The sequence below is a fragment of the Mucilaginibacter sp. genome (assembly GCF_036568825.1).
Classification (GTDB): domain Bacteria; phylum Bacteroidota; class Bacteroidia; order Sphingobacteriales; family Sphingobacteriaceae; genus Mucilaginibacter.
Genome location: NZ_DATCRU010000100.1, coordinates 1 through 24,661, shown reverse-complemented (window position 1 = coordinate 24,661; position 24,661 = coordinate 1). Strand labels below are relative to the sequence as shown.

31 protein-coding genes are annotated in these 24,661 nt (G+C 41.8%); 20 read left to right on the top strand and 11 right to left on the bottom strand.

The features are described 5' to 3' along the window. Nucleotides 1-173 precede the first annotated feature (173 nt). Complete coding sequence (locus tag VIM89_RS22355; protein WP_488158416.1) at nucleotides 174-374, bottom strand: hypothetical protein; 201 nt, start codon at nucleotides 372-374, stop codon at nucleotides 174-176. 110 nt (nucleotides 375-484) lie between these two features. On the opposite strand from VIM89_RS22355, the gene VIM89_RS22350 reads away from it, so the two are divergent. Continuing rightward, nucleotides 485-1,126, top strand: a complete 642-nt coding sequence (locus tag VIM89_RS22350) for a LysE family translocator (RefSeq protein WP_488158415.1) — start codon at nucleotides 485-487, stop codon at nucleotides 1,124-1,126. Here the strand turns inward: VIM89_RS22350 and VIM89_RS22345 are convergent. Together VIM89_RS22345 and VIM89_RS22340 are read right to left on the bottom strand one after the other, a co-directional pair. Then, nucleotides 1,123-1,398, bottom strand: coding sequence for a hypothetical protein (locus VIM89_RS22345; RefSeq protein ID WP_488158414.1), 276 nt, complete (start codon nucleotides 1,396-1,398; stop codon nucleotides 1,123-1,125). The genes VIM89_RS22350 and VIM89_RS22345 overlap by 4 nt on opposite strands. A gap of 2 nt (nucleotides 1,399-1,400) precedes the next feature. Then, nucleotides 1,401-1,976, bottom strand: a complete 576-nt coding sequence (locus VIM89_RS22340; RefSeq protein WP_488158413.1) for a sigma-70 family RNA polymerase sigma factor — start codon at nucleotides 1,974-1,976, stop codon at nucleotides 1,401-1,403. A gap of 160 nt (nucleotides 1,977-2,136) precedes the next feature. On the opposite strand from VIM89_RS22340, the gene VIM89_RS22335 reads away from it, so the two are divergent. The 3 genes from VIM89_RS22335 to VIM89_RS22325 are packed head-to-tail and all read left to right on the top strand — an operon-like array spanning nucleotide 2,137 to nucleotide 4,453. Continuing rightward, complete coding sequence (locus VIM89_RS22335; protein ID WP_488158412.1) at nucleotides 2,137-2,934, top strand: DUF1223 domain-containing protein; 798 nt, start codon at nucleotides 2,137-2,139, stop codon at nucleotides 2,932-2,934. Between the two features lie 60 nt (nucleotides 2,935-2,994). Then, on the top strand, nucleotides 2,995-3,693 hold the full coding sequence (locus VIM89_RS22330; protein WP_488158411.1) for a cytochrome b/b6 domain-containing protein: 699 nt from the start codon (nucleotides 2,995-2,997) through the stop codon (nucleotides 3,691-3,693). Further along, on the top strand, nucleotides 3,674-4,453 hold the full coding sequence (locus VIM89_RS22325; RefSeq protein WP_488158410.1) for a molybdopterin-dependent oxidoreductase: 780 nt from the start codon (nucleotides 3,674-3,676) through the stop codon (nucleotides 4,451-4,453). Before VIM89_RS22330 ends, VIM89_RS22325 begins: the two co-directional genes overlap by 20 nt. Nucleotides 4,454-4,499: 46 nt before the next feature. Here the strand turns inward: VIM89_RS22325 and VIM89_RS22320 are convergent, their stop codons facing one another. Further along, on the bottom strand, nucleotides 4,500-4,901 hold the full coding sequence (locus VIM89_RS22320; protein ID WP_488158409.1) for a hypothetical protein: 402 nt from the start codon (nucleotides 4,899-4,901) through the stop codon (nucleotides 4,500-4,502). An 89-nt stretch (nucleotides 4,902-4,990) separates the two neighbouring features. Between VIM89_RS22320 and VIM89_RS22315 the strand changes: the two genes are divergently transcribed. From VIM89_RS22315 to VIM89_RS22305, 3 genes are read left to right on the top strand one after another with little or no spacing between them, the layout of a single operon-like run. Next, nucleotides 4,991-5,245, top strand: a complete 255-nt coding sequence (locus VIM89_RS22315; protein WP_488158408.1) for a hypothetical protein — start codon at nucleotides 4,991-4,993, stop codon at nucleotides 5,243-5,245. A gap of 48 nt (nucleotides 5,246-5,293) precedes the next feature. Continuing rightward, on the top strand, nucleotides 5,294-5,755 hold the full coding sequence (locus tag VIM89_RS22310) for an N-acetyltransferase family protein (protein ID WP_488158407.1): 462 nt from the start codon (nucleotides 5,294-5,296) through the stop codon (nucleotides 5,753-5,755). 54 nt (nucleotides 5,756-5,809) lie between these two features. Next, a complete protein-coding gene (locus VIM89_RS22305) occupies nucleotides 5,810-7,150 on the top strand; it encodes an MFS transporter (protein ID WP_488158406.1) in 1,341 nt (446 codons plus the stop codon). Nucleotides 7,151-7,186: 36 nt separating this feature from the next. Here the strand turns inward: VIM89_RS22305 and VIM89_RS22300 are convergent, their stop codons facing one another. Then, the gene (locus VIM89_RS22300; protein ID WP_488158405.1) at nucleotides 7,187-7,918 is read right to left on the bottom strand and encodes an acyl-CoA desaturase; all 732 of its coding nucleotides are present in this window, start codon (nucleotides 7,916-7,918) and stop codon (nucleotides 7,187-7,189) included. A 155-nt stretch (nucleotides 7,919-8,073) separates the two neighbouring features. Continuing rightward, nucleotides 8,074-8,436, bottom strand: coding sequence for a DUF3127 domain-containing protein (locus VIM89_RS22295; RefSeq protein ID WP_488158404.1), 363 nt, complete (start codon nucleotides 8,434-8,436; stop codon nucleotides 8,074-8,076). Between the two features lie 82 nt (nucleotides 8,437-8,518). On the opposite strand from VIM89_RS22295, the gene VIM89_RS22290 reads away from it, so the two are divergent. The 10 genes from VIM89_RS22290 (at nucleotide 8,519) to VIM89_RS22245 (ending at nucleotide 17,279) form a co-directional block, all read left to right on the top strand. Further along, nucleotides 8,519-9,691 carry a THUMP domain-containing class I SAM-dependent RNA methyltransferase gene (locus VIM89_RS22290; protein ID WP_488158403.1) on the top strand — a complete coding sequence of 391 codons (1,173 nt, stop codon included), beginning with the start codon at nucleotides 8,519-8,521 and terminating at the stop codon, nucleotides 9,689-9,691. Nucleotides 9,692-9,790: 99 nt separating this feature from the next. Beyond that, on the top strand, nucleotides 9,791-10,285 hold the full coding sequence (locus VIM89_RS22285; protein ID WP_488158402.1) for a hypothetical protein: 495 nt from the start codon (nucleotides 9,791-9,793) through the stop codon (nucleotides 10,283-10,285). Between the two features lie 115 nt (nucleotides 10,286-10,400). Further along, nucleotides 10,401-11,069 carry an HD domain-containing protein gene (locus VIM89_RS22280; RefSeq protein WP_488158401.1) on the top strand — a complete coding sequence of 223 codons (669 nt, stop codon included), beginning with the start codon at nucleotides 10,401-10,403 and terminating at the stop codon, nucleotides 11,067-11,069. Nucleotides 11,070-11,080: 11 nt separating this feature from the next. Beyond that, nucleotides 11,081-11,497: a Fur family transcriptional regulator gene (locus VIM89_RS22275; RefSeq protein ID WP_488158400.1), complete on the top strand. Its 417-nt coding sequence runs from the start codon at nucleotides 11,081-11,083 to the stop codon at nucleotides 11,495-11,497. Between the two features lie 184 nt (nucleotides 11,498-11,681). Then, nucleotides 11,682-12,986, top strand: a complete 1,305-nt coding sequence (locus VIM89_RS22270) for a carbohydrate porin (protein ID WP_488158399.1) — start codon at nucleotides 11,682-11,684, stop codon at nucleotides 12,984-12,986. A 107-nt stretch (nucleotides 12,987-13,093) separates the two neighbouring features. Next, entirely contained in the window at nucleotides 13,094-13,630 is a 537-nt protein-coding gene (locus VIM89_RS22265) for a YceI family protein (protein WP_488158398.1), read from the top strand. A gap of 72 nt (nucleotides 13,631-13,702) precedes the next feature. Next, nucleotides 13,703-14,767: a sensor histidine kinase gene (locus VIM89_RS22260; RefSeq protein WP_488158397.1), complete on the top strand. Its 1,065-nt coding sequence runs from the start codon at nucleotides 13,703-13,705 to the stop codon at nucleotides 14,765-14,767. A 77-nt stretch (nucleotides 14,768-14,844) separates the two neighbouring features. Continuing rightward, nucleotides 14,845-15,495 (top strand): DUF47 domain-containing protein, encoded by a 651-nt coding sequence (locus VIM89_RS22255; RefSeq protein WP_488158396.1) that lies wholly within the window; start codon nucleotides 14,845-14,847, stop codon nucleotides 15,493-15,495. A gap of 9 nt (nucleotides 15,496-15,504) precedes the next feature. Beyond that, nucleotides 15,505-16,515 (top strand): anion permease, encoded by a 1,011-nt coding sequence (locus VIM89_RS22250; protein ID WP_488158395.1) that lies wholly within the window; start codon nucleotides 15,505-15,507, stop codon nucleotides 16,513-16,515. A gap of 29 nt (nucleotides 16,516-16,544) precedes the next feature. Then, complete coding sequence (locus VIM89_RS22245) at nucleotides 16,545-17,279, top strand: DUF4197 domain-containing protein (protein ID WP_488158394.1); 735 nt, start codon at nucleotides 16,545-16,547, stop codon at nucleotides 17,277-17,279. A 62-nt stretch (nucleotides 17,280-17,341) separates the two neighbouring features. Here VIM89_RS22245 and tnpA read toward each other — a convergent pair whose 3' ends face one another. The 3 genes from tnpA to VIM89_RS22230 form a co-directional block, all read right to left on the bottom strand. Then, the gene (tnpA, locus tag VIM89_RS22240; RefSeq protein ID WP_488158393.1) at nucleotides 17,342-17,764 is read right to left on the bottom strand and encodes an IS200/IS605 family transposase; all 423 of its coding nucleotides are present in this window, start codon (nucleotides 17,762-17,764) and stop codon (nucleotides 17,342-17,344) included. A gap of 80 nt (nucleotides 17,765-17,844) precedes the next feature. Beyond that, entirely contained in the window at nucleotides 17,845-19,167 is a 1,323-nt protein-coding gene (locus tag VIM89_RS22235; RefSeq protein ID WP_488158392.1) for a carboxypeptidase-like regulatory domain-containing protein, read from the bottom strand. Beyond that, nucleotides 19,160-19,729, bottom strand: a complete 570-nt coding sequence (locus VIM89_RS22230; protein ID WP_488158391.1) for an RNA polymerase sigma factor — start codon at nucleotides 19,727-19,729, stop codon at nucleotides 19,160-19,162. Before VIM89_RS22230 ends, VIM89_RS22235 begins: the two co-directional genes overlap by 8 nt. Before the next feature lie 285 nt (nucleotides 19,730-20,014). On the opposite strand from VIM89_RS22230, the gene VIM89_RS22225 reads away from it, so the two are divergent. After that, nucleotides 20,015-20,365: a hypothetical protein gene (locus tag VIM89_RS22225; RefSeq protein ID WP_488158390.1), complete on the top strand. Its 351-nt coding sequence runs from the start codon at nucleotides 20,015-20,017 to the stop codon at nucleotides 20,363-20,365. On the opposite strand, the gene gltX is transcribed toward VIM89_RS22225, so the two are convergent. Beyond that, nucleotides 20,355-21,878 carry a glutamate--tRNA ligase gene (gene gltX, locus VIM89_RS22220; protein WP_488158389.1) on the bottom strand — a complete coding sequence of 508 codons (1,524 nt, stop codon included), beginning with the start codon at nucleotides 21,876-21,878 and terminating at the stop codon, nucleotides 20,355-20,357. The genes VIM89_RS22225 and gltX overlap by 11 nt on opposite strands. Nucleotides 21,879-22,109: 231 nt before the next feature. On the opposite strand from gltX, the gene VIM89_RS22215 reads away from it, so the two are divergent. Both VIM89_RS22215 and VIM89_RS22210 read left to right on the top strand, forming a co-directional pair. Beyond that, on the top strand, nucleotides 22,110-23,336 hold the full coding sequence (locus VIM89_RS22215; protein ID WP_488158388.1) for a sensor histidine kinase: 1,227 nt from the start codon (nucleotides 22,110-22,112) through the stop codon (nucleotides 23,334-23,336). Then, nucleotides 23,314-23,823, top strand: coding sequence for a DinB family protein (locus tag VIM89_RS22210; protein WP_488158387.1), 510 nt, complete (start codon nucleotides 23,314-23,316; stop codon nucleotides 23,821-23,823). The genes VIM89_RS22215 and VIM89_RS22210 overlap by 23 nt, the downstream gene beginning before the upstream one ends. Nucleotides 23,824-23,933: 110 nt before the next feature. On the opposite strand, the gene VIM89_RS22205 is transcribed toward VIM89_RS22210, so the two are convergent. Further along, complete coding sequence (locus VIM89_RS22205; RefSeq protein WP_488158386.1) at nucleotides 23,934-24,311, bottom strand: DUF6249 domain-containing protein; 378 nt, start codon at nucleotides 24,309-24,311, stop codon at nucleotides 23,934-23,936. Nucleotides 24,312-24,661: the final 350 nt, after the last annotated feature.

Sequence of the window (24,661 nt, the reverse complement as noted above, 5' to 3'; positions counted from 1 at the left end):
TATAAAACCGCCAAAAGGCGCTTTGCAATGGAAGTAAGAGATTTGGCAATAGCCCTTATCGTTGTACAATGTGGCGGCGATCCAGGCTTGCTCTTTAAAACATAATAAATGGCCGGAATATTCTTCCGACCATCACTGGATAAATCCCCCCTCTCGTCAAAACAAAAAACAACTTACATTTTTTTGGTTGTATCTTTTACCATCTTGCCTTTCTTCATCTTATCCATTTTCTTGTCCTTGTGATCCATCTTGCTCATTTTCATTTTGGACATCTTACCTGTATCGACGGGCAAACCTTTTACTGATGCCTGAGCGCTGATGGTGAAGCATACTGCAACTACGGCAGCCATAACTACTTTTGAAATTGATTTCATACTGTTGTTTTTAGTTTCTTATACTTTTCCTGGTTAGTAGATCAACCCAAACAAACCTTACAAGAAATTTTAATTTTATTTTCGGCGTCTCTGGCTTTACTTTTGCCTCTATGTTACAATCAATTGGCATTGAGAATTTTCTGACTTTCGTGATAGCAGCAACCATCTTTGTGCTGACACCCGGCTTGGATACCATATTCATTTTAAACAAATCTATCGCACAAGGCAAACGGGCAGGAATTTACGCCACTATGGGTATCAATACAGGCGTACTGGTTCATACCGTATTTGCTGCGCTTGGGCTTTCGCTGATAGTAGCAAAATCGGTACTTGCATTTACTGTGTTAAAATATTTCGGTGCAGCTTACCTGCTCTATTTGGGTGTATCGAAATTGATATCAAAAGAAAACATTATCGATGTTCAGGCAGTTCAAACCAATAACAAAACGGGCAAGCAAAACTTTATATCCGGCGTAATCAATAATGTATTGAACCCAAAAGTGGCTTTGTTTGTGCTGGCATTCTTTCCTCAATTTATTAAAAGGGAATACATCAGCAGCCCAGCGCCATTTATTTTCTTAGGAATTACTTATGCTATATTAGGGCTGACATGGCTATTGATCCTCACTTTATTTGCATCGGCATTTTCAAAAAAGTTAAGCAACAGCAAACGGGCCAATACCTGGCTTAACCGCTTTTCTGGGATCACTTTTATATTAATGGGAGTAAAAGTTGCGCTATCTAAACGTTAATTTTTATCTAATTCATTTTCGATCCTGTCCTGCAGATTCTTTTTAAAGGTATCATCCAGGTGCTTTTCTGAATTGGCCGAATCACTAAACAACTGGCGAACCATTTGGCTGATCTTGATGGTTTGCCTTTGATAGGTGCGGCATATCCCGCATCCAAACAGGTGTATCTTTAGTTCTATTTTCTCGCGCAGGGTAATATGCCCAATAAGCCTCTTCTCGATCAGGAAAGTGGCCTTGTGGCAATTGTTTTGAATTTTCTTTAGCGTTCCCATAATCAGATCCAGTTTTTTTGAAGGCAGGCCCTCAGGTTAAGTTTTGTACGATGGATGATCACCCAAAAATTGGATTGGGTTACTTTTAGTTCGGAACAGATCACGTCGGTCGACTGGTCATCCATGTGCTTCATTGTAAAAATGGAGAGCCAAAGCGCAGGCAGCTTTTGCATACACTTTTGCAGGATGCTGTTGAATTCCTTGTTCACTACCGGGTCGTGGTCATCAATACCAAATGCCACGGGCGCATGTTCCCTTGTCCAGTGGCCATATTCAGGTTCAAAAAAATCAGATTCCTCTTGTTCCGCCCGCTGCACATCGGCATTCACCACCAGGCCGGAGGATTTCTTTCGGTAAACATCAATAATTTTATACTTCAATATCGCAGTAAGCCAGGTACGTTCGGAGCTTTTGCCTTCAAACTTATCTACCTTTTGCAGCGCTGCTAAAAAAGTGTCCTGCACAAGGTCTTTTGCTTGTTCTTCGTCGTTTATGCGGGCAATAGCATAGGCATATAGGTAATCGGCGTGTGTGGCTACCCAGTTCCGGGGTTCAATCTGGTGAGTTTTAGTGATCATTTATGCTGATGGTTATACCGTTTAGTCGTGGGCCTGATTCGGTCCTTACAAGTTACACGCAGAAATATTTTGTCTGCCGTAGGTAAAAAAGATTTAAATTTATTGTAAGGAACCAAATCACAGAGCGACTAAATCCGTAAATGAATTTAAATATAAAAAAATGAGATCGTTCAGAATATTTATCGCATTGATCTGTCTTGGTTTGACTGGCTTGCTGACCGAGGCATTTATCACCATAAAAAATAAAGATATCAGCGTACCTGCAATAGGCAAAGGCTTTGTTGTAGTGGAATTATTTACTTCCGAAGGCTGTTCAAGCTGTCCGCCTGCTGACGCATTAGTGGCGAGGGTACAAAAAGAAAGCGCCGATAAACCCGTTTACATATTAGCATTTCATGTAGACTATTGGAACCGATTGGGGTGGAAGGACGTTTTCAGCAGCCATGATTACTCCAGCCGCCAATACCAGTACAGCAAATGGATAAAATCAGAAGTGTATACGCCGCAGGTTATTGTTAATGGCCATACAGAATTTGTGGGCTCGGACGAAAAGAGCTTGCGAAATGCCATAAAAACTGGATTGGAAAACTCAGCTAAAACAGAACTCAGCCTGAGCAATATCAAGATTGAAGGAGATAAAGCAAATGTTCAGTATCATGTGACAGGCGCTGCCAGCGGCTCGAATTTATTGATCGCCATGATTGAAAAAAACGCGACCACCAAAGTTCAGAGCGGCGAAAACAGTGGACGTACTTTATCGCACGTTCAAATTGTGACCCAATTGAAAACTATTGCTTTTAAAAGCAATGCAAACGGCACTGAAAGCATAGCTTTATCGCACGGTTTTGATCCGCAGAAATTTGAGCTGATCGGCTTTGTTCAGAATGCGTCAAACGGTGAAATTACCGGTGCTACTAAAGCGCAATTTCCGTCAAATTTGAGTGCTAACGCTAAATAATGTCTCAACTATAGCGATGGGTTTAAAACCCATCGCTATAGTTGAACCAAGAACCAACAAATGAAAATCATCAAAGAAAAGCACCCTTTGGTAATGCGGTGGACCCACTGGGTCAACTTCCCGATACTCGCCATTATGATATGGAGCGGGATGCTGATCTACTGGGCAAATGACGAGTATAGCATTACACTATTCGGGCATACTTACGTGCGTTTCTTCCCGGATTGGTATTATAATTGGCTGCATATACCGCAACGCCTGGCCGAAGGTATGGCCTTTCATTTTCTGTTTATGTGGTTCTTTGCGTTGAACGGATTTTTCTATGTGCTATACACTATTATCTCCGGCGAATGGAGGCATTTGGTACCGAATAAGCATTCATTTAAAGAAGCATGGTTGGTAGTATTGCATGATCTGCACATACGCAAAACTGCGCCGCCGCAGAATAAATATAATGCAGCACAACGAATTGCTTACACCGCCATCATCATCATGGGTTTTGGTTCATTGGTTACAGGACTGGCCATTTACAAGCCCGTGCAATTCAACTGGCTTTGCTGGCTTTGCGGCGGATATCATTTAGCCCGGATATGGCATTTTGTGCTGACTATTGGATACGTTCTATTCTTCCTGGTACATGTCATCCAGGTAATTCTTGCAGGATGGAACAATTTTCGCTCAGTTATATCTGGTTTTGAAGTAGTAAACGAACGGCCCCAACCCGTTATCGAAAGTAATAATGAAGATGAAAAAGCCTGAGAAAGAACTGACCACCGAGCAAAAGATAAAGCGTAGAAACTTCATCTCCTTTACCATTTTTGGCGCCTACGCTGCTGCGGCTTATGGTGGATGGCGTTGGCTTTATAAATCACCAGATGAAACAGCCGGGATAACCGCAGGTGCTCATAAGCCTTTGCGCAAGGCATTAAATAAAACCGAGCTTTTCTTCAGGCGATTGACCTTTAATGAAAATCACCTGGTGAAGACCTACCCGCGTGAAATGGCAGCCAAAAAGATACGCCATAACAGCGATATCGGATCAGCAGGTAAATTACCGCCCGAGAACTGGAAGCTGCAAGTGAAGAAAGCCAATGGAGAAACTTTACAGATCACCCTGGACGAATTGATGCAACTCCCCAAAACAGAAATAACTTACGACTTTAAATGTGTTGAAGGCTGGGACCAAATATCACACTGGCAAGGGGTAAGCTTTCGCGATTTTATAAAGCATTATAACCTTGATGCTGAGGCGAAGATGGGTTATGTTGGCCTTGAAACTCCTGACAAGCAATATTACGTAGGTATTGATATGCCAAGCGCTATTCACCCGCAAACTTTACTGGCTTATCAAATGAACGACGAGCTATTGAACGGCAATCACGGACAACCTTTAAGGCTGATCATCCCGGTTAAATATGGTATCAAAAACCTGAAACGTATAGGTATTATTACGTTCAGTAATAGCCGTCCGCGTGATTATTGGGCTGAGCAGGGGTATGATTATTATTCGGGGTTGTAGAGTAAAAATGTGTAATCGTTTTTTAGGAAGGATTGGGCGAATTGCTTTACAGAACTTTTTCCAGTCGCACTGACGCTAATATTTTGTTTTTATCATCTAGAATCTGTTGGGCAATATCACCTACCTGCTTTAAATCTGCTTCTTTCCAGCTTATATCCTTCAGATTTTTATATCCATCTAAAAATTCATTCATATCTGTGACTTCGATAATTTTCATTGATAGCGTAGTCAAATATGGTGTATACATTAAAACTCCGACATACTGATAATATCTTTTAATTTCGTGCCACGTGCTGCTTTGGTAAATTACAAGTGCTTTGCCAAGTCCTGTTATCCCTCGTTCTCCAAATACCGTTTTGTAGTTTTCTAATACATGTTCCCTTTTAAATACTATCCATTCTTTTAAAGAATTGTGTTGTATTAAATCATTAACTATAAGTTCAGGCATATCATTCATTTTTACAAATCTATCAAATTCTTCTACAGAAAATTTACATTTAATAAGTTGTAGATTAGTATAATATAATCTTAATCACAATGGAACAAAAACCTTTACCCAAAACCGAAATTGATTTCAAAATAGGGCATGCAAAAGAATGGTTAGATAACGAAAGGTCTTTAAGGCGATTTATGAGTGGCAAATACGGATTTGAGATATTAAATATGGTCGTCGTTTTTGCCGGAGTTCTAACCGCACGGTTTTTGGGATTTATAGACAATTGTGTCACAGGAACGCTACTTGGAACAGTTATAGGCTATTTTTGTGCGGATATACGCAAAATACATAACTAAGCAAGTTGTAAACAATAATTCGCATTTTGCATCAATTTCATTTGCAAAATGTCTCTCAGCTTCACTATTCGCCCTGTAACCCGCGAAGATTACGATCAATGGCTTCCTTTATGGGCAGGTTATAATGCTTTTTATGGCCGTTCAGGACCAACTGCACTACCTGAAGAAATTATCAAAATGACCTGGGGCCGATTTTTCGATGGTTATGAACCAGTCCATGCGCTGGTTGCCGAAAGCGAAGGAAAATTAATCGGTTTAACCCATTATATTTTTCACCGGTCAACCATTGCTATCGGTCCAAATTGTTACTTGCAAGATTTGTTTACAACAGAATCAGCGCGCGGTAAGGGTGTCGCAAGAGCTTTGATCAACGAAGTTTATGAGCAGGCACGACTGGCCGGTTCGCGGCGCGTATACTGGCAAACGCATGAAACCAACTCGACCGCTATGGCGCTTTACGACAAGGTAGCTGAGAAATCAGGCTTTGTAGTCTACCGGAAAAACATTTGATTGTTGGTTTCTTTGCCAACGCTTCAGCCAAAAATATTTCGCATCTTGCAGTAAATGCCTGCTGCAAAACTACCTTTGAGCAAAGAGATAGCCTATGCCTGTGGAATGGTAGGCTGGAGCATCATGACGAACCTTTTGATCGTGATGTTGCCTTATTTTTACCTGCCTCCATCCAATGCAGGATTAAAGCCGCTTGTTCCTCAGTTGTTACTTTTTGGGGTAGTGAATATCCTTTCTATTATCGCAGCCTCAGGGCGTTTTGTTGATGCACTATTTGATCCATTCATCGCCTCACTCAGCGATAAAAGCAAAAATCCAAAAGGCCGCCGCATACCGTTTATGAAATGGGCCATTGTACCGGCAGTTATATTTTGCTGTCTTACTTTTTACCCGCTCGAAATGAAGGAGAGCGGCACCAATGCCGCATGGCTGGCCATTACCATGACTTTATTTTTCATGAGTGTAACTGCATATATTATCCCTTACAATGCCTTATTACCCGAACTAACTGAGACCGCAGAAGAAAAAGTAAAGCTATCCTCGTTTCAGCAGGCCGGCTTTGTATTGGGTATTATCATCGCTGCATCAGTAAACAATTACGCGGATGCTGTTGAGTATTTATTTCACATAACCAATCGCGATCAGTCGGTACAATATACCATCTGGGGTTTAGCCGCAATTGCGGGCATCGTAATGCTCATACCAGTATTTGCTATTGATGAGAAAAAATATTCTGTCAGCAAACCTTCACATCTGCCGATCTTCTCAGCAATAAAGAAAACCTTTAGCAATGCTAACTTTAAATACTATCTCATTTCAGACTTTTCGTTCTACATGTCGCTGAGTGTCATATCAAGCGGCATGCTTTATTTTGTTACTGTACTACTTAATCTTCCTGAATCAATCGGTGGTGCATTAATGGGCGCTATGGTGGTTTTGTCGCTGGTTTTTTATCCTCTTATCAATTATTTGTCAAACCGAATAGGTAAAAAGCCTTTGGTACTGTTTGCGTTTGGCTTGCAGAGCATGGTTTTTATTGCAATGTATTTTTTGGGGAAGTTTCCCGTGTCGCCTTATTTGCAAGCTTATGCGTTGGTGCTTTGCACCTCGTTTCCACTGGCTGCTTTGGGCATTTTGCCAAATGCCATTTTAGCTGAAATAGCTCAGCACGAGTCCGAAGTAACGGGCGAAAACCGCGAAGGGATGTTCTTTGCCGTAAAATATTTGTTCGTTAAAATGGGGCAAACCCTCGGTATAGCTGCTTTTGCTTTTCTTACAGTATATGGAAAAGATCCGGGGAATGACCAGGGTCTGCGACTAAGCTGCTTATGCGGATTTATATTATGCGTTACCGCGCTTGCCTTCTTTACCCGGTTTCGGGAGAAAAGAAATTGACGTAGAGACGCGATGCATCGCGTCTCTACCAGACATCTACTGGACCTTTCTCAATTTAATGATCCTCAAAGCATGAAGCGCTCTGATGATCACATAGGACGGGTCAAACTCAAACCAGCGTTTGGCAAAGTTCGCATCGTTCGGCTTTTTGTGATGATTGTTCTGGAACAATTCGCCCATCATGAAAAAATCAAACGGTAGTGTATTCTTACTATGGTCGTCATTGTTAAAATTGGAATAACCGTATTTATGGCCGCACCAATTAACTATAGCACCGTGTATCGGTCCCATCAGGTAATGTATGGGCAGCAGTAAAAACATCCACCAATGTGTTGCATAAACTATATAAAAGATGGTATACAATACTCCAAATGAAATGCGCGTAATTAATTTATCGCCAATTGCATCTATCCATCCCCATGTCGGATAGCGGTCGCGGAATTGCGGCTCGGGTTCCGTTTTATATCTCTGGTAATCGAGGTAGATTCTTTTGGTCTTCATCATCAACCCAAATACATCCTTAATAAAATGCGGCGAATGCGGGTCTTTTTCGGTATCACTGTAGGCATGATGCATACGGTGCATAATGGCATACGCACGTGGGTTCAGAAATGATGAACCCTGGAAAATGAAGGTACAGAAGTAAAATGTTTTCTCCCAAAACGGGGTCATCTTAAACATTTTGTGCGACGCATAACGGTGCTGGAAGAACGTCTGGAAGAACAGCGACAGAAACCAGTGGCACAGAAAAAAGGTTAAGATGATCATTTTGGTTGAAATAAAAAGCCAATTACAGAGCGTGCAAGTTTATGGATTAAATTCCGATAATTCTGTTAAATCAACTACAATAAAAAAGAGCCCTATGTTTCACAGAGCTCTTTTTTATTTTCTATGCAAACTGCCAACGGGCAACTGCAAACTTCTTAAAACGGAAGATCATCCTCGTCAGGTGCTGAGCTGATATCAACCTGTGGTGCGTATTCAGGCACGGTGTTGTTGTTAGCGCCGCTTAATACGTTCACTTTCCATAACTGTAATGAGTTAAAATAGGTTTTTTTACCCGTTTTGTCAGTCCATGGGCGGCCCTTCAGGTTAAAGAAAACCTCTATATCGTCGCCAACGCGCAGGTTATCCAGCAGGTTGCAACGGTCCTGTATAGCTTCAAATTTCAAATATTCAGGATACTGAGGGTTTTCTATGTATTCAACAATCAGTTCTCTTTTCTTCAGTGATTCAGTTACCTGGGCGGTAGGTGATACTTCGTGTACTTTACCCTTAATTTCCATATCTTCTTAAAAATTAAAATGTAAAGTTAATGGTTCAGAAATAAAATCACGGGTATTTAATTCATAAATTCGCCAACTTATTATGCAAGTTTTCCACACCGAGAGTAAAATCATAGTTACCTGCAATAAAAGGTTATCCCCCTATTTGCAAAGCGAGATCGAAGCGCTGGGCTTTAAACCGGTACGTGTTTTTCAAACCGGTGTTGAGTTGAAAGGCACTGTGAATGATTGCATTGCATTGAACCTCAATCTGCGTTGCGCCAGCCAGGTTTTGTACTTACTTAATAGCTTTACAGCTGCCAATCCGCAGCAATTGTATGAGCAGTTAGTCGCAATAGAATGGGAAAAACTGATCGATTTTACAGGCTACTTTTCGGTGACCTCAAATGTTAATAACGAGCATATCACCACCCCGCTTTTTGCGAATGTAAAGGTGAAGGATGCTATTGTTGACCGGATAAAAGATAAAAAAGGCATCCGGCCAAATTCCGGTCCTGAGCAGAATAAAACGGTGGTCCACCTGTACTGGCAGGATGATAAGGCTGAAGTGTTTTTGGATACTTCCGGCGAAACTTTAGCCAAGCACAGTTACCGTAAGATTCCCGGTAAAGCGCCTATGCTGGAAGCTTTGGCAGCGTCCACCATAATGGCTACCAATTGGGATAAAAATAGCACATTTATTAATCCCATGTGTGGGTCTGGGACCTTAGCTATCGAAGCGGCTTTGCTGGCAACAGATAAAAGTCCGGGATTTTTCAGGATGAACTATGGCTTTATGCATATCATGGGATATGAGGAGGAAGTGTTTTTTACTGAGCGCCGTAAGTTGAAAGATAAAGCCAGGAAAACGCTTAACTTTAAGATTATTGCAACCGACCTGTCAGCTGATGCCGTTGACATTGCCCAGAAAAATGCAAAAACAGCCGGCGTAGAACATTTGATAGATTTTAACGTTTGTGACTTTGCGGACACGATAGTACCCGATGAGCCCGGCGTAATTATGTTCAACCCGGAATATGGCGAGCGTTTAGGCACGCATACCAAACTGGAGGCGACATATAAACGCATGGGCGATTTTATGAAGCAGAAATGCCTGGGCTATCGCGGTTATATTTTTACCGGCAACCCTGATTTAGCAAAAAGAATCGGATTAAAGGCTAACCGCCGCATTGAATTTTATAATGGTAAACTTGATTGCCGCCTGTTGGAATATGAATTGTACGAAGGCAGCAAAAGGGAGCCGAAGGACGTTTAGATAATGTCGAACACCGAATGTTAAATAATGAATATTGAAGTGCAATCGTTTTACTTCGATATTCGACATTCGAAATCCGATATTCGTTATTTAAAATACATGAAGAAGATCCTATTATTAGCTGTTACCCTGATTATTTCGAGCTATTGTATGGCGCAGCAGCAGCTGGCTTTCCCGTTCCAGGGAGGCAGCGCGGCTATGACGCAGTTTTTTAAGGATAGCATTGTAGTGTCACCAGAGATCATCAAAAGCAAAGCAACCGGAACGGTAATATTCAAATTCTCTGCCGATCAGAAGGGAACCATTCAAAAACTGGTGATATATTACGCCGATGATGCCATTTTAGCTCCGCCGCTGATCGAAGCATTGAGAAAATCCAACCATCATTGGGTGGTGCCCGATAATGAAAAATCACATGATTTTATACTTTCATTTGCTGTTGGTTTCAATCCTCCCGCGGCAACTACGCCATCGCCGCAGAAAGGGGTATATAATTTTTATTTGAAGAAAAAACCTATCCTGTCAACCAACCAGGTGCCGTTGGATAATGTGACGTTGTTACCGGCAATTGAAGTGAAATATAGCATCGATTAAGAGAGAGTCAAGAGCCAAAAAGCAAGAGTCAAGACTTTCTAATTTTTTATCTTGATTCCTGGCTCTTGTTTCTTGATTCTGCCTTCCCATATATTTACGGTTCATTTTTATATTTATGGAACAAACCCTGATCATTCAAAAAACCCGTGATTTTGTTCGCAAAACTTTAGAAAATGCTGAAGGGGGGCATGATTGGTGGCATATTCATCGTGTCTGGCTTAATGCACATCGCATAGCTGAGGACGAAGAGGCCGACATGCTTGTTGTTGAGCTGGCAGCATTACTGCATGATATTGCTGACAGCAAATTTCATAATGGCGATGAGGAGATCGGGCCAAAAACAGCAGGCGATTTTCTCAGAGAATTGAACATTGATGATGTTATAATAATTCATGTGCAACAAATCATCCGGAATATATCTTTCAAATCCGGATTTGATCAGAAAACATTTCGCTCAAAAGAATTAGAAATTGTTCAAGACGCCGACCGCCTGGATGCTATCGGCGCAATCGGTATTGCAAGGGCTTTCAGCTATGGCGGTTTTAAGGGCAGGGAGATATTCAACCCGGAAATTGAGCCTAAACTTAATATGACTAAAGAGGAATATAAGAACAATGCAACGCCTAGCATCAATCACTTCTATGAAAAGCTTTTGTTATTAAAAGATAAAATGAATACCGGAACCGGTAAAAATTTGGCTGAACAACGTCACCTATTTATGGAGCAATACCTGCAGCAGTTTTTTGGCGAAGCAGGAACTTACATACAAAAGCAAAACGCGTAGCTTTGTATGTGATGAAAGCACAGGTTGAACAGAAACTGGCATCCAAAAAGATCAATCCTACTGCCATGCGTATCCTGGTGCTGGAGTTGCTTTTGCAGCAAACATCTGCCATCAGCCTGAGTGATATCGAAAAAAGCCTGGAGACTGCCGACCGAATTACTATCTATCGCACATTAAAAACTTTCGAACAAAACGGACTGATACATAGTATTGAAAATGGTACCGGTACACCCAAATATGCACTATGCGTAGAAGATTGCACTACTCATGAGCATCACGACATGCATGTTCATTTTTATTGTAATTCTTGTAAAGAAACATTTTGCCTGTCCGATCATAAAATCCCCGATATTACTCTCCCAAGCGGTTTTTCAACTACCGAAATGAATCTCATCGTTAAAGGCATCTGTGAAAACTGCGTTCAATAATGCAATACCATTGCATGGTTTTATAAACTTTCTTTGCAGCGAAATTGTATAGCTATATATAATTTAGGTTCATTTTAAATAAATTTTAGACTTATCTAAATTTATCATTAGATTTGCCTAATAAATTAACTAACTGAAATAGTTAACATTACCTTAAAACTGAAAACATATTTTCGCCAAACGCATGAGAAAACTAATACTTATCCAATTATTTCTGGCTGGAGTTACCGGCGTTACTTTTGCGCAGGATACAGCTAAACGTTTTAGTTTACACTTTCAGCAAACTATCATTACTCAATATAAACCAGAATTTAGTGCGCCATATAGCGGCCAAAATAGCTTAATTACAAATCAGGAGACGGAGAGTTCCATCACCTCAACACTATTTGGTGCTGCCCGTTTATGGAAAGGTGCTGAGGCTTTTTTTAACCCGGAAATATCAGGTGGTTCTGGCCTGAGTCAAACCTTAGGGGTGGCCGGTTTCCCAAATGGCGAGACCTTCAGGGTAGGTGGCGTTCAGAACAAAATTTATATTGCCCGATTATATTTCAGACAAAACTTTGAATGGGGTAAAGAAAAAGATACCATTGAAGATGATGTAAATCAATTACCCGGTTTAAAAAGCAAACGTTATTTTTCAATTACCGTCGGCAAATTCGGCATGGCAGATTTCTTCGATGCAAATGCATTTAGTCATGATCCGAGAGCTCAGTTTATGAACTGGTCGTTGATGGATAACGGTGCCTGGGATTATCCTGCAAATACACGCGGTTATGTATTTGGAAGCGTGGCTGAATTAGGCCAACCCGACTGGACATTACGTTTCGCATTTACCTTGAGTGTTACCCGAGAAAATTCATCTACATGGGATGCCAAAATAGGCAAAGCCAATACGCAAACACTCGAATTTGAAAAACGTTATTCGCTATCCGGGCAAAAAGGTTCAATACGCCTTTTGGGCTTTTTGAACAATGGTAAATTTGGTAACTACCGGGATGCGATCAACCAAAATCCAACAGCGCCAGTGGTAGATTCGACACAAGCCTACGGCCGGCATAAATATGGTTTTGGTATCAATGCAGATCAATATCTGACCAAGGATTTCGGTGTATTTGCCAAAGCCAGCTATAACGATGGCCATACCGAAACCTGGTTCTTTACAGAAATAGACCGTTCCGTAAGCTTTGGCGCAGTGCTAAAAGGCTCGTCCTGGAAACGTCCGGATGATGAAGCAGGTCTGGCATTTGTTGGTAACGGCATCTCGCCGGATCACCGGGATTACCTTGCTGCCGGCGGATACGGCTTTATCATTGGTGACGGCAAGCTGAATTACTCGCCCGAAATGATAGCGGAGTTTTACTATAAAGTGAATGCCTATCAGAAAAAAATATGGCTATCGCCTGATTACCAATTCATCCTACACCCGGCTTACAACGCTGACCGGGGACCGGTTAATGTGTTTGGCTTCCGGGCACATGTAGAGTTTTAGAAGCCCTTCGATTTTAAGATTTACGAAGTTTTAAAAACTTCGTAAATCTCTTCATGAAAATAATAGTTCACATATTATTATGTTTGAACCATCGTTTATATAACAATATGAAAAAAATATCTGCCATCTTTTTACTGGCAATCTTCTCTTGTTTCGCTTTTACCTACATAACCAAACAAACCATTACCAAATCAGCGATTACCTTCCAAATTAAAAACCTTGGAATAAATGTTGGCGGCAGCTTTAGCGGTCTCAAAGCTGATATAAATTTTGATCCGGAGCATTTAGATTCAAGCTCGATAGAAGCTTCCGTTCAGGCAAACACCATCAATACAGATAACGATAGCCGTGATAGCCACCTGAAAAGCGAGGATTTTTTTGACGTGGATAAATACCCGGAGATTAAAATGAAATCGGTCTCTATCAGGCATAACGGCGGAAACAATTATACGGGCACTTTCAATCTGACCATAAAGGACAAAACCAACCAGGTGCAGGTTCCTTTTACCTACACCGAAAATGGCGGTACTGCCAATTTTAAAGGCTCATTTAAAATAAAACGTACCGATTACGGAGTTGGCGGTAAAAGCATGGTGATGTCAAACGACGTAACTATTACCATAGATGTGTCTGCCAGTAAATAATTAATCATAATTTAATATCAACTTACGCTTATACAGAGCACGTAATAGCATACAAATTGTAACTTTACTAGTATGAAATTGCGTGTACTTGTTTTTATAAACGCTTTGGCGGTTGCTATCACCGTCTCGGCGGTCAATTATTACTTTAAGCATAGCTGGTATGATATGTCCGTTACCTTCGGTTTAACGTTGCTTATCAGCTTTGTCACCTTTTATATTCTGCTCGAAAAATACATCTATTCCAAGATCAAGATCATTTACAAGCTAATTCATAACCTGAAGCTTGGCCGCGACCTGCGCGATGCACTGGGCGAACATGTAAGTGCTGACCCGATCAATGATGTGGAGCACGAAGTACAGGAGTGGGCGCGTCAGAAAAAATCGGAAATAGACGAGTTACGCAAGCAGGAAAAATTCAGGCGCGATTTTTTGTCGAACATTTCACACGAATTCAAAACTCCTTTGTTTGCCATACAAGGCTACATCGATGCTATTATGGATGATGAATTTGAGGATACCGAAATGGCCAGGCAATTCCTTGAGAAGGCATCGAAGAATGTGGACCGGTTAAGTTACCTGATTAAGGACCTTGATGAAATATCCAAGTTGGAAACAGGCGAAATGCCTATCAATTACAGCAAGTTTAAGATCAATGATCTGATCAAAGAGGTATTTGAATCGCTTGAATTGAAGGCAAAAGAGCATAAGATCAAGCTGGTCTTTAAGCAAAAATATGACGAGCCGATACTGGTAAGTGCCGACAGGGAGAAGATCAGGCAGGTGTTGGTCAACCTGATCGACAACTCATTTAAGTATGGTAAAGAAGAGGGCAGCACTTCCGTAAGCTTGTTTGAGCTTCATGACCAGGTATTGGTCGAGGTGACCGACGATGGCATAGGTATTGAAGAAAAATATCTGCCGCGTTTGTTTGAGCGCTTTTTCAGGACAGATACCAGCCGCTCAAGACAGATTGGCGGCTCCGGACTTGGTCTGGCAATCGTGAAGCATATCATTGAGGCACATGACCAAACCATCAATGTAAGGAGTACGGATGGCTTGGGATCGACCTTTGGTTTTACACTGCAAAAGTCGAAACAGGGACTGCCGTTTCCGGTAATTCCGGCCCTAAAGAGTTAACATTATGTTAACATTGCAAACATTACCTTTGCAAAAATTTAATATAACAGGTGTTTTAAGACCCTAATAAATATAAAATGTCACTAAATAGCATCTTCCAGTATTTTGTTCCGAAAGACAAAAAAATATTCTTTCCATTATTTGAGCAGGCAGCAAACAACGTAGTTGCTATGTCCAATGCCCTTGTAGAAGCGGTTAACTCTGATGATGCTATTAAACGGGAGGAGCTTTTTAAACAGATTGACAAATTAGAAAACAAAGGTGACGAGCTAACCCACCAGATTTACCTGGAGTTGGGTAAAAACTTTATCACACCCTTCGACCGGGAAGATATCCACTCCCTGGCAACTGCTATTGATGATGTGGCTGATTTTATACAGGGTTCTGCCAACCGTATGAGCTTGTACCAGATTGATGATTATAATGATCATATCCGCAAACTATGCGACCTGATCCTTCAAGCATCGTTTGACCTGGAAAAAGCCGTACGTGAATTAAAGGACTTGAAAAACGTAAGGAACATAGCCGACTCATGCATACGCATAAACAGTGTTGAGAACCAGGCTGATTATGTGTTTGATCGCGCTGTTGCCGACCTGTTCCTGTATGAAAAAGATGCTATCCGTTTAATAAAATATAAGGAGATACTAGCAGCGCTGGAAACAGCTACTGACCGTTGCGAGGATGCCGCCAATGTAATGGAATCAATATTAGTTAAAAACGCCTAATTTCGCTGAATGGTCACCTCATCACTGGTTGTAGTAATTTGCCTGGCGTTATTATTTGATTATACAAATGGCTTCCATGATGCAGCCAATTCCATTGCTACCATAGTTTCTACAAAAGTATTAAGTCCTTTTCAGGCTGTCCTTTGGGCAGCTGCCTTCAATTTCATCGTATTTTTCTTTATTAAAGACCATAAAGTAGCCAATACAGTATCCAAAATTGTTGTTGAACATTTTGTTACCATACCGGTGCTTCTGGCCGGCCTTATTGCCTCTATCAGCTGGAATTTGATCACCTGGTGGTTTGGCATTCCATCCAGTTCATCACACACCCTGATCGGTGGTTTTGCAGGAGCCGGCATTACTAACGCTTTGTATATGGGCGCGCATCCAATGACTGCCGTTAATATGGGCTACATTTTAAAAATCGTTGCTTATATTGTTCTGGCGCCATTTATTGGATTAATTATAGCCTATATTGTAACCATTATTGTATTGCACTTAAGCAAAAATTCAAGGCCCTCTACAGCCGAAAAGTGGTTCAAGAGATTACAGTTATTATCATCTGCGGCATTAAGCTTCGCTCACGGCGGCAATGATGCACAAAAAGTAATGGGTATTATTTACGTAGCCTTAATTGCTGCTAAAGTAATCCCTTCAGGCAGTCACATGCCCGACTGGATACCCCTGGCATGCTACACAGCCATTGCTTTGGGTACGCTGTCGGGCGGCTGGAAGATCGTTAAGACTATGGGCGCGCGCATCACTAAAATCACTCCATTGGAGGGTGTAAGTGCCGAAACTGCAGGAGCAATCACCTTATTTTTTACTGAACATTTTGGTATTCCGGTTTCGACTACCCATACTATAACTGGCTCTATTATCGGTGTGGGTTTAACCAAACGACTCTCTGCCGTACGCTGGGGGGTAACCATCAACTTGGTTTGGGCATGGATAATAACCATACCCGTTTCGGGACTTATTGCTGCAGGAGTATTTGCCTTACTGCGGGCAATAGGTTAATTTTACGGCGAACGTTTAATTAAAATCCTATGAAAAGAGCATTTATTTTGTTGCCCCTGCTAATCGTTGCTGTCAGTTTAAGCAGTTTTGATACTTACAAACCCACCCCTGAAGCTGGTCTTTATCCGCAAATTATCCCCTCGAACATTGATATAGGTAATGCCCTTAAACAAGCTTTAGAGCAGGGTACAACCAAGAGCTCCGATCAACTATCTGCCGTAAACGGCTTCTTTGGAAACGCAGCTGTCAAAATACTTTTCCCACCCGAAGCACAAAAGGTTGAAAAGACCTTACGTGGTATGGGTATGAATAAACTTTGCGATAACGTGATCCTGTCTCTAAATCGTGCTGCCGAAGATGCTGTTAAAGATGCTAAGCCAATATTTATTGATGCCATCAAAAAGATGACCATCCAGGATGTGTCAGGCATTTTATTAGGCAAGCAGGATGCGGCAACTCAATATTTTAAAAAGACCACGAGCGCTGCATTGGCTGCAAAGTTTAAACCGACAATAAAAGTTAGTCTTGATAAAGTTGGGGCTACCAAATACTACGGCACCGCCGCAGGTGAATACAATAAATTACCATTTGTAAAGCACCTTAATCCGGATATCAGTGACTATGCAACACAAAAAACCATCGACGGTTTATTTGTTGAGATTGCCCAGGAAGAATTAAAAATACGCCAGAATTTGCCGGCTGCGAGATCGACACCGTTATTGCAGAAGGTGTTTGATTTTGCGGATAAGAAGAAGGGCAATTGAGGTAGTTCCTCATCCTAAATAGCGATGGGTTTGAAACCCGTCGCTATTTAGGATAAACAAATTTATTTTATCCTTGAACCGGTTTTAATATCTTTTAATTCATCGCTGAAACTTTTATCACGATGATGGCTTTCCTGATTGTGGATGTAATTTCTGACCTTCCATACGTTATCAGGACTAACCGTAAACGCGGCAAAGCCATCTTGCCACGAAACATATTTTTCGGGATCATCTTTAAACTGTTCCCATGAATTTCCTTTTATTGTTTTCACAACGTCTGCGATAGATTGATCTGTCCTTAACCTGATTAATAAATGAACATGATCTTCTATACCGCCGATACAATCCAGGTATATTTCAAAATCATTTGCAATCACTTTAATCGCAGCGAAGACTTCACTTTTTAGATCGGGAGTTAAAATCGGTTCACGGTTTTTGGTAGACCAAATCAAGTGTACCCATAGAGATGAAAAACTTTGAGGCATAAGGTTTATTTAGAAAGCAATATAATAATTTTTATAGCGATGGGTTTGAAACCCATCGCTATAAAATTTGAAGGAATATCTTAATGAAACTTCACCGTCACCGTCACCTCTTTAGCCTTCCCATCAGCATTGCCAACCCAGGCCGGGCCGGCACTTATTAACGCAATTGCTTTTTTATCAGCATCGGCACTCAGGCTTTTTACCACCTTAAATTGGCTGAGGCTGCCATCTGGCGCAACGGTAAAGGATACTTTTTCCTTCCCTGTTTTGCCATCGGGCGATTGCGCATTTTTATCCAGGTAATCATTGTATGACTTCCAGCCATCGCGGGGATGGGCGTTCTGCGCAGTGGTTTCTGTTTCTTTAGTTACCACTACTTCAGCTAATGAGCTGTTGGCAGGGTCTAAACTGATACGCATGGAATCCTGGTCAGCTTTTACCTTTTTTCCGCTGTAGCCGATATAGTTTACCGAAATTGTTTGTCCCTTAGGTACGTCCTGCAATGTGAATTTCCCGTTAGCATCGGTAACCGCACCAAAATTACGGCCCTGTACCTTTACCGTTGCGCCCGTAATTGGCATTCCGCCATCGCCTACAACAGTACCGGTAATGGTATGGCTGTCATCCGGATTCACATTTACACCGTCTACACGACTCTGTAATAAGGTTGCCGTCGATGGTAAGCCCTTGTGTTTAGCGGCAGAAGTGCTAGCCTTTTTCTTAGATATATCGCTAACCAGCATATCGTTTGCGCCTATCGAGTCTTTTTTTGGGCTGGCATATCCGTATTCATACACATCCTTTAGTTTATCAGAATTCGCTGATTGGTCTACAGCGGCCGGTGCATTGGCCTTTGCAACAGACTCATCAGATACTACAGGGGCGGACTCATTCAGCTCCGTTGCTTTATTATATTGAGCAGTTGCTTTCGGGTTTATTTTGACTACCCTGGCTGCCTTGGCTTCTGGAGCTGCAGTTTTAGCTATCGACTTATCTTTTTCAACTTTTAAGGTATCAGCTGCAACAGCTGAGTTAGAAGATGCAGGTGTTTCCTGCTTCTTTGCAACCACATCCTGAGCTACTACGCGTTTAGCTTCGGTCTTATCGCCACGGTTTGCAAAAAACCAAATACCAGCACTCAATACAATCAAGATCGATGCAGCGGCAGATAACGGTATCCACGGAATAATTTTTCTTACTTTCTTTTCGGTACGTTGATGCAGGCGATCTGTGAGTTCGGCCAGATTGGCTTGCTGATCAGTCGGGGCATGTTCAAAGCCCTCCAGTGCATCAGCCAAAAATGGATCATCCAGTGCACGAAGTTCCAGTTCGTGCATAGCACGGGCATTAAGCTCCCCGTTTAGGTACTTCCTGATCTGAATTATGTCGTCCGCTCTATCCACTGCTTCTCTCCAAACATATTTTCAGGTTACGCTTCCCGTTCTGGATGTAACTTTTCACGTCATTCAAAGTAAAACCGGTTATCTCGGCTATTTCTTTGTAGCATTTCTCTTTTAAATAAAACAAGTCGATGCTTTGTTTCTGCACGGGGTTCAATTTCTCCATGCATTTCTCCAAAGCTTTCATAGCTTCTTCTCTGTTGCTTTCCTCAGGATGCAAAAAAGGTGTAAATTCCATAACCTCGTCTAAAGAAATTTCTTCAACCCGTTTTCCGGCCCTTAATTTCATTAAACAATGATTCCGGCTTAATACATAAACCCAGCTTCTGAATTGCTTTATCTCGTGTTGCTTTACTTTTATAATCAGTTCTTCAAAAATGCCCATTACGGCATCCTTGGCATCCTCCTCATCCTTAAGGTATTTTAGGCAAACACCGTATATTAAAGATACATATTGTTCAAACAACTTACCAAGTACAGCAACATCACCGCTTTTGCGGTAATTATTCAGTTGCACTTCGTCGTCAGTATCGTTGGTTTTAACTGGTTTGCTAAAAAAGCTCATTTCAGACCGGCAAAATAAAATTTTTCATTCGCTTATGGAAATGCGAATGTTATTGCATCCTATATAAAATTAGTGCAAACTAATTGAATTTGGATAAGCATTAGGGGTATTGAGGTACGACTCCGGCCGGGCCATCGTGAACGAGGATTATTAACTGATTACTAAGGTGACTCCGTGCCGGAGTTATTTATGCAAATCCGCACACACATTAACCCAACCTAAACCTATCTAACCATCGCAGGGCCGGGTGAGAGCGGTCCTGCGTTTTTATTTTATATTAGACTGATGGATGAAATAAAGGTCGACGTTCAAGGCATCAGGATGATCAACAAGGATGGTATGTACCAACTTGTTTTGATGGCATTAAATGAATTATGGGCGGATATTTTGCTGCGGACTTTGGGTGATGCCGTTCGGCTTAAATACCTGTATGATGGCAGCGATATCACCTTTTACCTTGTGTTTGAGCTATCGGGAATAAATAAAATGTTTAAAGTTCCTGTAAATGCAACCACGGAAACGCGCAAGTGGCTAAGCCTGATCGATGATAAAAAAATAAATGCCATCAGGATTGGCTACCGTGATGGCAAGGGTGGTTTATTATTTTATGGCGAATCAGTCGCTGTTAACTGGTAAACCCTACCAAAGCTTTTTCTATACGACTGATCGTTTCCTGTTTACCCAATAAGGCTGCAATATCAAACACATGCGGGCCAAATTTGCCTCCAACCAGCATAATACGGAATGGAAGCATCAGTTCGCCCGCTTTGATTCCTTTTTCTTCGGCTAATTTTTTAAACTGTTCTTCGAATGAATGCGCCTCAATAGATGCTTCACTCTCGGTCAGCATGACAATGAGGGCTTTATAAAAGTCTGTTTTAGCCTCGGTCCATTTAGGCTTTACGGCGTTCAGATCGTATTCTTTAGGCTGCTCAAAAAAGTAGGAGGATTGATGATAAAAATCAGGCAACAGTGTGCAGCGTTCTTTTACCAGGTTAATAACCGTAATCAAATAGTCATCGTCCTTTGCCGGAACATCTTTTTCTGTCAAGATTTTTAATACATCCGACTTCAGCCTTCCGCCTTCCGACCTCTTAATCCACTCCGCGTTGAACCATTTTGCCTTTTCAAAATCGAACTTGGCGCCTGCTTTATTTACTCTTTCAATTGAGAATTTTTCGATTAGTTCATCCAAAGTAAATATCTCGTTATCGGTGCCGTCATTCCAGCCCAGCATAACCAGCAGGTTTAAAAATGCTTCCGGTAAAAATCCCAGTTCACGGAAACCCGGTGTTAGTTCTCCGGTTTTTTCGTCGAACCAATTCATGGCGTATACCGGGAAGCCTAGCCGTGCACCATCGCGCTTGCTTAGTTTGCCATGGCCATCTGGTTTTAATATTAATGGTAGATGTGCCCATTGCGGCATGTCTGCTTTCCATCCCAGATATTCCCAAAGCAGCAAATGAACTGGTGCTGATGGCAGCCATTCTTCGCCACGGAAGGCGTGGGTTATCTTCATTAGGTAATCGTCAACCACTACTGCCAGGTGATAGGTAGGCATACCGTCAGCCTTTAACAATACTTTATCATCGCTTTGACTGGTATCAAAACTCACATGCCCACGTATCATGTCTTCAAAATGGATATGCTCATTTTCAGGCATTTTTATACGGATCACGTGTGGTTCTCCGGCATCTATCAACTGCTGGACCTCATGCAAAGGCATGGATAATGAATTACGCAAAGTATCGCGATAAGCATGACCATATTGAAAATTAGGTATTTCATGGCGGTTACGCTCCAACTCTTCGGGCGTATCAAAAGCATAATAAGCATGGCCTTGCCCGACCAAACGCTCGGCATATTCGCGGTAGATAGATTTACGTTCGCTTTGGCGGTATGGTGCATAATGACCACCTGCAACCGGACTCTCGTCAGGAGTCAATCCACACCATTCCAGGCATTCCAGTATGTATTCCTCAGCGCCTTTTACATAACGGCTCTGGTCGGTATCCTCTATACGGAGCACAAAATCGCCTTTATGTTGTTTGGCAAAAAGATAATTGAACAATACGGTACGTACGCCGCCAAGGTGAAGCCCACCGGTAGGGCTTGGGGCAAATCTTACTCTTACTTTTTTATCTGACATTGTGGGGCAAAGATAGATGTTTTAGTCCGGAAGTCGGGAAGTCCGCATAAGTCCGAAAGATGGATTAGCATTATTTTACGCCGGGTAAACTTAGAAGGCCCACTTTCCAACTTGCTGACTTACGCGGACTTTCGGACTTTCCGACTAATTACGTAATTTGGGCATGATTTCCGCGTTCCGTATTTGGTCGTTCTTACCGACTTTCGGTCTTCCGGACTTCCCGACTAAAAAATGAACCCATACCAACAGAGAAAACGCTGGAAATATTCATTGCTCGCTTTTGCGGTGGTCATAGCCAGCGGCTCCTTGTTTTACACAGGCTATTTGGTAAAAAGTATCAAACGTTCTGAGCGTACCCGCGCGGAAATATGGGCCTTGAGCATCAAACAGATCACCGCTGCGGATGATAATGACTTCCTGGAATATGTGTCCACCGTCCGTGATAGCCTCACAGTTCCTGCTATTATAGTGGATGACCAGGGCGATTTCATTACTACCCGCGGGCTCGATACTACCAAAACATACATAAAAATACCGCCGGGACAGCATCCGAAGGGCACAAAGCCAAGAGTATATGATCCGGGATACTTTAAAGCTGAATTGGCCCAGATGAAAAAGCAGCACGAACCGATCCGGCTTAAAGTGTTTGGTGCTAACTGGTTTGTTTATTATCACGACTCGTTCGTGCTAACCCAGTTGAAAGTGTTTCCATACATACAGCTTTCGGTTATCGCTATATTCCTGCTGGTAGCTTATACTGCATTTAATACTTCGCGAAAATCGGAACAGAACCAGGTTTGGGTAGGTCTTGCTAAGGAAACGGCCCATCAATTGGGTACGCCGATTTCCTCATTAATGGCTTGGGTTGAATTGATGAAGGAGAAATTCAATGCGGAAGATGACCCGCTGATTGCCGAGATGGAGAATGATATTCAACGACTGGAAATCGTAGCCGACAGGTTTTCAAAGATCGGCTCCATGCCGGTACTTGAGGATCTTTCTGTGTATGAGGTAATCAAAGATTTCATGGATTATTTCAAGATCCGCGTTAGCAATAAGATCCATTTTAATATTGATGGAAACCCTTATCTGCGTGCCGGATTGAATATTCCATTATTTGACTGGGTACTTGAAAATCTATTAAAAAATGCGGTAAACGCCATAGAAAATGCAGGCAGCATTAGGGTAGAAATATCTGGTAGCAAAACAAAGAAACAGGTTTATATAGATGTTTCGGATACCGGCAAAGGTATTCCCCGCTCCAAATTTGATACCGTTTTTCAGCCTGGCTATACTACCCGCAAAAGGGGATGGGGGCTCGGCCTTTCGTTAACCAAACGTATTGTCGAGAATTACCACAATGGACAAATATTTGTTAAAGACTCCGAGGTTGGTAAAGGTACCACCTTCCGCATCGTATTAAAAAGCTTAACCCATGATACACAGACCGCAGCCTAATGAGTACCCTGCGTTTGCACAAGCATACGTTGGTTCTGTTCCCGATGAAAATGTTTTAGAATTGCTGGAGAGTAATAAACAAGTCACCTATGACCTGTTCCGCAACCTGAGCGAAGAACAAGCCATGCATTCCTATGCCGAAGGTAAATGGACACTGAAACAGGTACTGGGTCACATGATAGATACCGAACGCACTTTTGCTTATCGCGCACTTTGCTTCTCAAGAAACAATATCGAATTACCTGGCTTTGACCAGGATATTTATGTGAACAATACAGACTTTAATAGCCGCAGCATACAAAGCCTTGCCGATGAGTATAAAGCAACACGCGAGTCGAATATGTTCCTTTTCCGTTCACTTAGTGAAGAACAATTATCACGTGGTGGTAAAGCAAGCGGTAATCCTACAACGGTAAGAGCTTTAATTTATATGACCGCCGGCCACGAACAATACCATTTGAAGCTGATTGACGATAGATATCTCTGAGATGAGGTGAAGGGCGAAAGGTTAAAGGCGAAGGGTATTAAAAAAACAAAGGTGAAAGATACTGGGGCAAACCCTTAACCTTTCACCTTTAAGCTTTTACCTAAAAAGAACTATTCCTGTCCTTCATTATTCGACAATTCCTTTTTTTCGGTGCGATAAGAAGCAAATAGGCCTAATCCTCCAAAAATTGCTATAAGTGAGAAATATATAGCTACGTTATCGTCATCAAAATCCGATTTGAGGGCTGTACGACTGATGATGTTAGCAAGCAACAATCCCAAACCGGCTCCAATTAGTAGTAAGGCCCATTTTAAAGTTGGGTAAGGTGCGGAACGCTGTTTGTATCTCCGTGGATCCATTCCCCGCTCTATCATTGCCATTCTCTCCCGTTTGTACAAGTAAACTATACCGAAGACCATGGCAAAAAAGCCAAGGCAGATAATTATTCCGGTCATCATTCCAAACTCGGGTGTATCTAAATTATTCATGGTGTTTATTTTTTTAAGTTAATAATTTTTTCGTTTTCAAACCGCCCTAACGGTGTATTTGTAAGCTATGACGACGTGTTTTTGGGGGAGGTTACAGTGTTCCTGAAAAAAAATTCATGCTTGTTCTGAGTAGCAGTGGCAGTTGCAGTAGCAGTTAGTATCTTTAGCATATTATATAAATTTGACTGACTGCCACTCGCCGCTGCAACTGCCACTATTCATAATGTTTCTAGTTATATTTACATAACAGGTGTAACCTAAACGCCGAACGGGTAGTCAGAGAGGGTGTATACAATGCAAAGCAAGCTTTCGGATATAGAATTGATAGAGCAAACACTGGCGGGAAACCA

What these genes read in the sequence shown, in the direction of transcription:
- VIM89_RS22205 (WP_488158386.1), bottom strand. Translation starts at nt 24,311, where the DNA reads ATGAATAATTTAGATACACCCGAGTTTGGAATGATGACCGGAATAATT.
- VIM89_RS22225 (WP_488158390.1), top strand. Translation starts at nt 20,015, where the DNA reads ATGGATGAAATAAAGGTCGACGTTCAAGGCATCAGGATGATCAACAAG.
- VIM89_RS22260 (WP_488158397.1), top strand. Translation starts at nt 13,703, where the DNA reads ATGAAATTGCGTGTACTTGTTTTTATAAACGCTTTGGCGGTTGCTATC.
- VIM89_RS22275 (WP_488158400.1), top strand. Translation starts at nt 11,081, where the DNA reads ATGAAAGCACAGGTTGAACAGAAACTGGCATCCAAAAAGATCAATCCT.
- VIM89_RS22310 (WP_488158407.1), top strand. Translation starts at nt 5,294, where the DNA reads ATGTCTCTCAGCTTCACTATTCGCCCTGTAACCCGCGAAGATTACGAT.
- VIM89_RS22300 (WP_488158405.1), bottom strand. Translation starts at nt 7,918, where the DNA reads ATGATCATCTTAACCTTTTTTCTGTGCCACTGGTTTCTGTCGCTGTTC.
- VIM89_RS22355 (WP_488158416.1), bottom strand. Translation starts at nt 374, where the DNA reads ATGAAATCAATTTCAAAAGTAGTTATGGCTGCCGTAGTTGCAGTATGC.
- tnpA (WP_488158393.1), bottom strand. Translation starts at nt 17,764, where the DNA reads ATGCCTCAAAGTTTTTCATCTCTATGGGTACACTTGATTTGGTCTACC.
- VIM89_RS22290 (WP_488158403.1), top strand. Translation starts at nt 8,519, where the DNA reads ATGCAAGTTTTCCACACCGAGAGTAAAATCATAGTTACCTGCAATAAA.
- VIM89_RS22330 (WP_488158411.1), top strand. Translation starts at nt 2,995, where the DNA reads ATGAAAATCATCAAAGAAAAGCACCCTTTGGTAATGCGGTGGACCCAC.
- VIM89_RS22295 (WP_488158404.1), bottom strand. Translation starts at nt 8,436, where the DNA reads ATGGAAATTAAGGGTAAAGTACACGAAGTATCACCTACCGCCCAGGTA.
- VIM89_RS22315 (WP_488158408.1), top strand. Translation starts at nt 4,991, where the DNA reads ATGGAACAAAAACCTTTACCCAAAACCGAAATTGATTTCAAAATAGGG.
- VIM89_RS22325 (WP_488158410.1), top strand. Translation starts at nt 3,674, where the DNA reads ATGAAGATGAAAAAGCCTGAGAAAGAACTGACCACCGAGCAAAAGATA.
- VIM89_RS22255 (WP_488158396.1), top strand. Translation starts at nt 14,845, where the DNA reads ATGTCACTAAATAGCATCTTCCAGTATTTTGTTCCGAAAGACAAAAAA.
- VIM89_RS22285 (WP_488158402.1), top strand. Translation starts at nt 9,791, where the DNA reads ATGAAGAAGATCCTATTATTAGCTGTTACCCTGATTATTTCGAGCTAT.
- gltX (WP_488158389.1), bottom strand. Translation starts at nt 21,878, where the DNA reads ATGTCAGATAAAAAAGTAAGAGTAAGATTTGCCCCAAGCCCTACCGGT.
- VIM89_RS22230 (WP_488158391.1), bottom strand. Translation starts at nt 19,729, where the DNA reads ATGAGCTTTTTTAGCAAACCAGTTAAAACCAACGATACTGACGACGAA.
- VIM89_RS22345 (WP_488158414.1), bottom strand. Translation starts at nt 1,398, where the DNA reads ATGGGAACGCTAAAGAAAATTCAAAACAATTGCCACAAGGCCACTTTC.
- VIM89_RS22265 (WP_488158398.1), top strand. Translation starts at nt 13,094, where the DNA reads ATGAAAAAAATATCTGCCATCTTTTTACTGGCAATCTTCTCTTGTTTC.
- VIM89_RS22250 (WP_488158395.1), top strand. Translation starts at nt 15,505, where the DNA reads ATGGTCACCTCATCACTGGTTGTAGTAATTTGCCTGGCGTTATTATTT.
- VIM89_RS22320 (WP_488158409.1), bottom strand. Translation starts at nt 4,901, where the DNA reads ATGCCTGAACTTATAGTTAATGATTTAATACAACACAATTCTTTAAAA.
- VIM89_RS22215 (WP_488158388.1), top strand. Translation starts at nt 22,110, where the DNA reads ATGAACCCATACCAACAGAGAAAACGCTGGAAATATTCATTGCTCGCT.
- VIM89_RS22340 (WP_488158413.1), bottom strand. Translation starts at nt 1,976, where the DNA reads ATGATCACTAAAACTCACCAGATTGAACCCCGGAACTGGGTAGCCACA.
- VIM89_RS22245 (WP_488158394.1), top strand. Translation starts at nt 16,545, where the DNA reads ATGAAAAGAGCATTTATTTTGTTGCCCCTGCTAATCGTTGCTGTCAGT.
- VIM89_RS22305 (WP_488158406.1), top strand. Translation starts at nt 5,810, where the DNA reads ATGCCTGCTGCAAAACTACCTTTGAGCAAAGAGATAGCCTATGCCTGT.
- VIM89_RS22335 (WP_488158412.1), top strand. Translation starts at nt 2,137, where the DNA reads ATGAGATCGTTCAGAATATTTATCGCATTGATCTGTCTTGGTTTGACT.
- VIM89_RS22350 (WP_488158415.1), top strand. Translation starts at nt 485, where the DNA reads ATGTTACAATCAATTGGCATTGAGAATTTTCTGACTTTCGTGATAGCA.
- VIM89_RS22270 (WP_488158399.1), top strand. Translation starts at nt 11,682, where the DNA reads ATGAGAAAACTAATACTTATCCAATTATTTCTGGCTGGAGTTACCGGC.
- VIM89_RS22280 (WP_488158401.1), top strand. Translation starts at nt 10,401, where the DNA reads ATGGAACAAACCCTGATCATTCAAAAAACCCGTGATTTTGTTCGCAAA.
- VIM89_RS22210 (WP_488158387.1), top strand. Translation starts at nt 23,314, where the DNA reads ATGATACACAGACCGCAGCCTAATGAGTACCCTGCGTTTGCACAAGCA.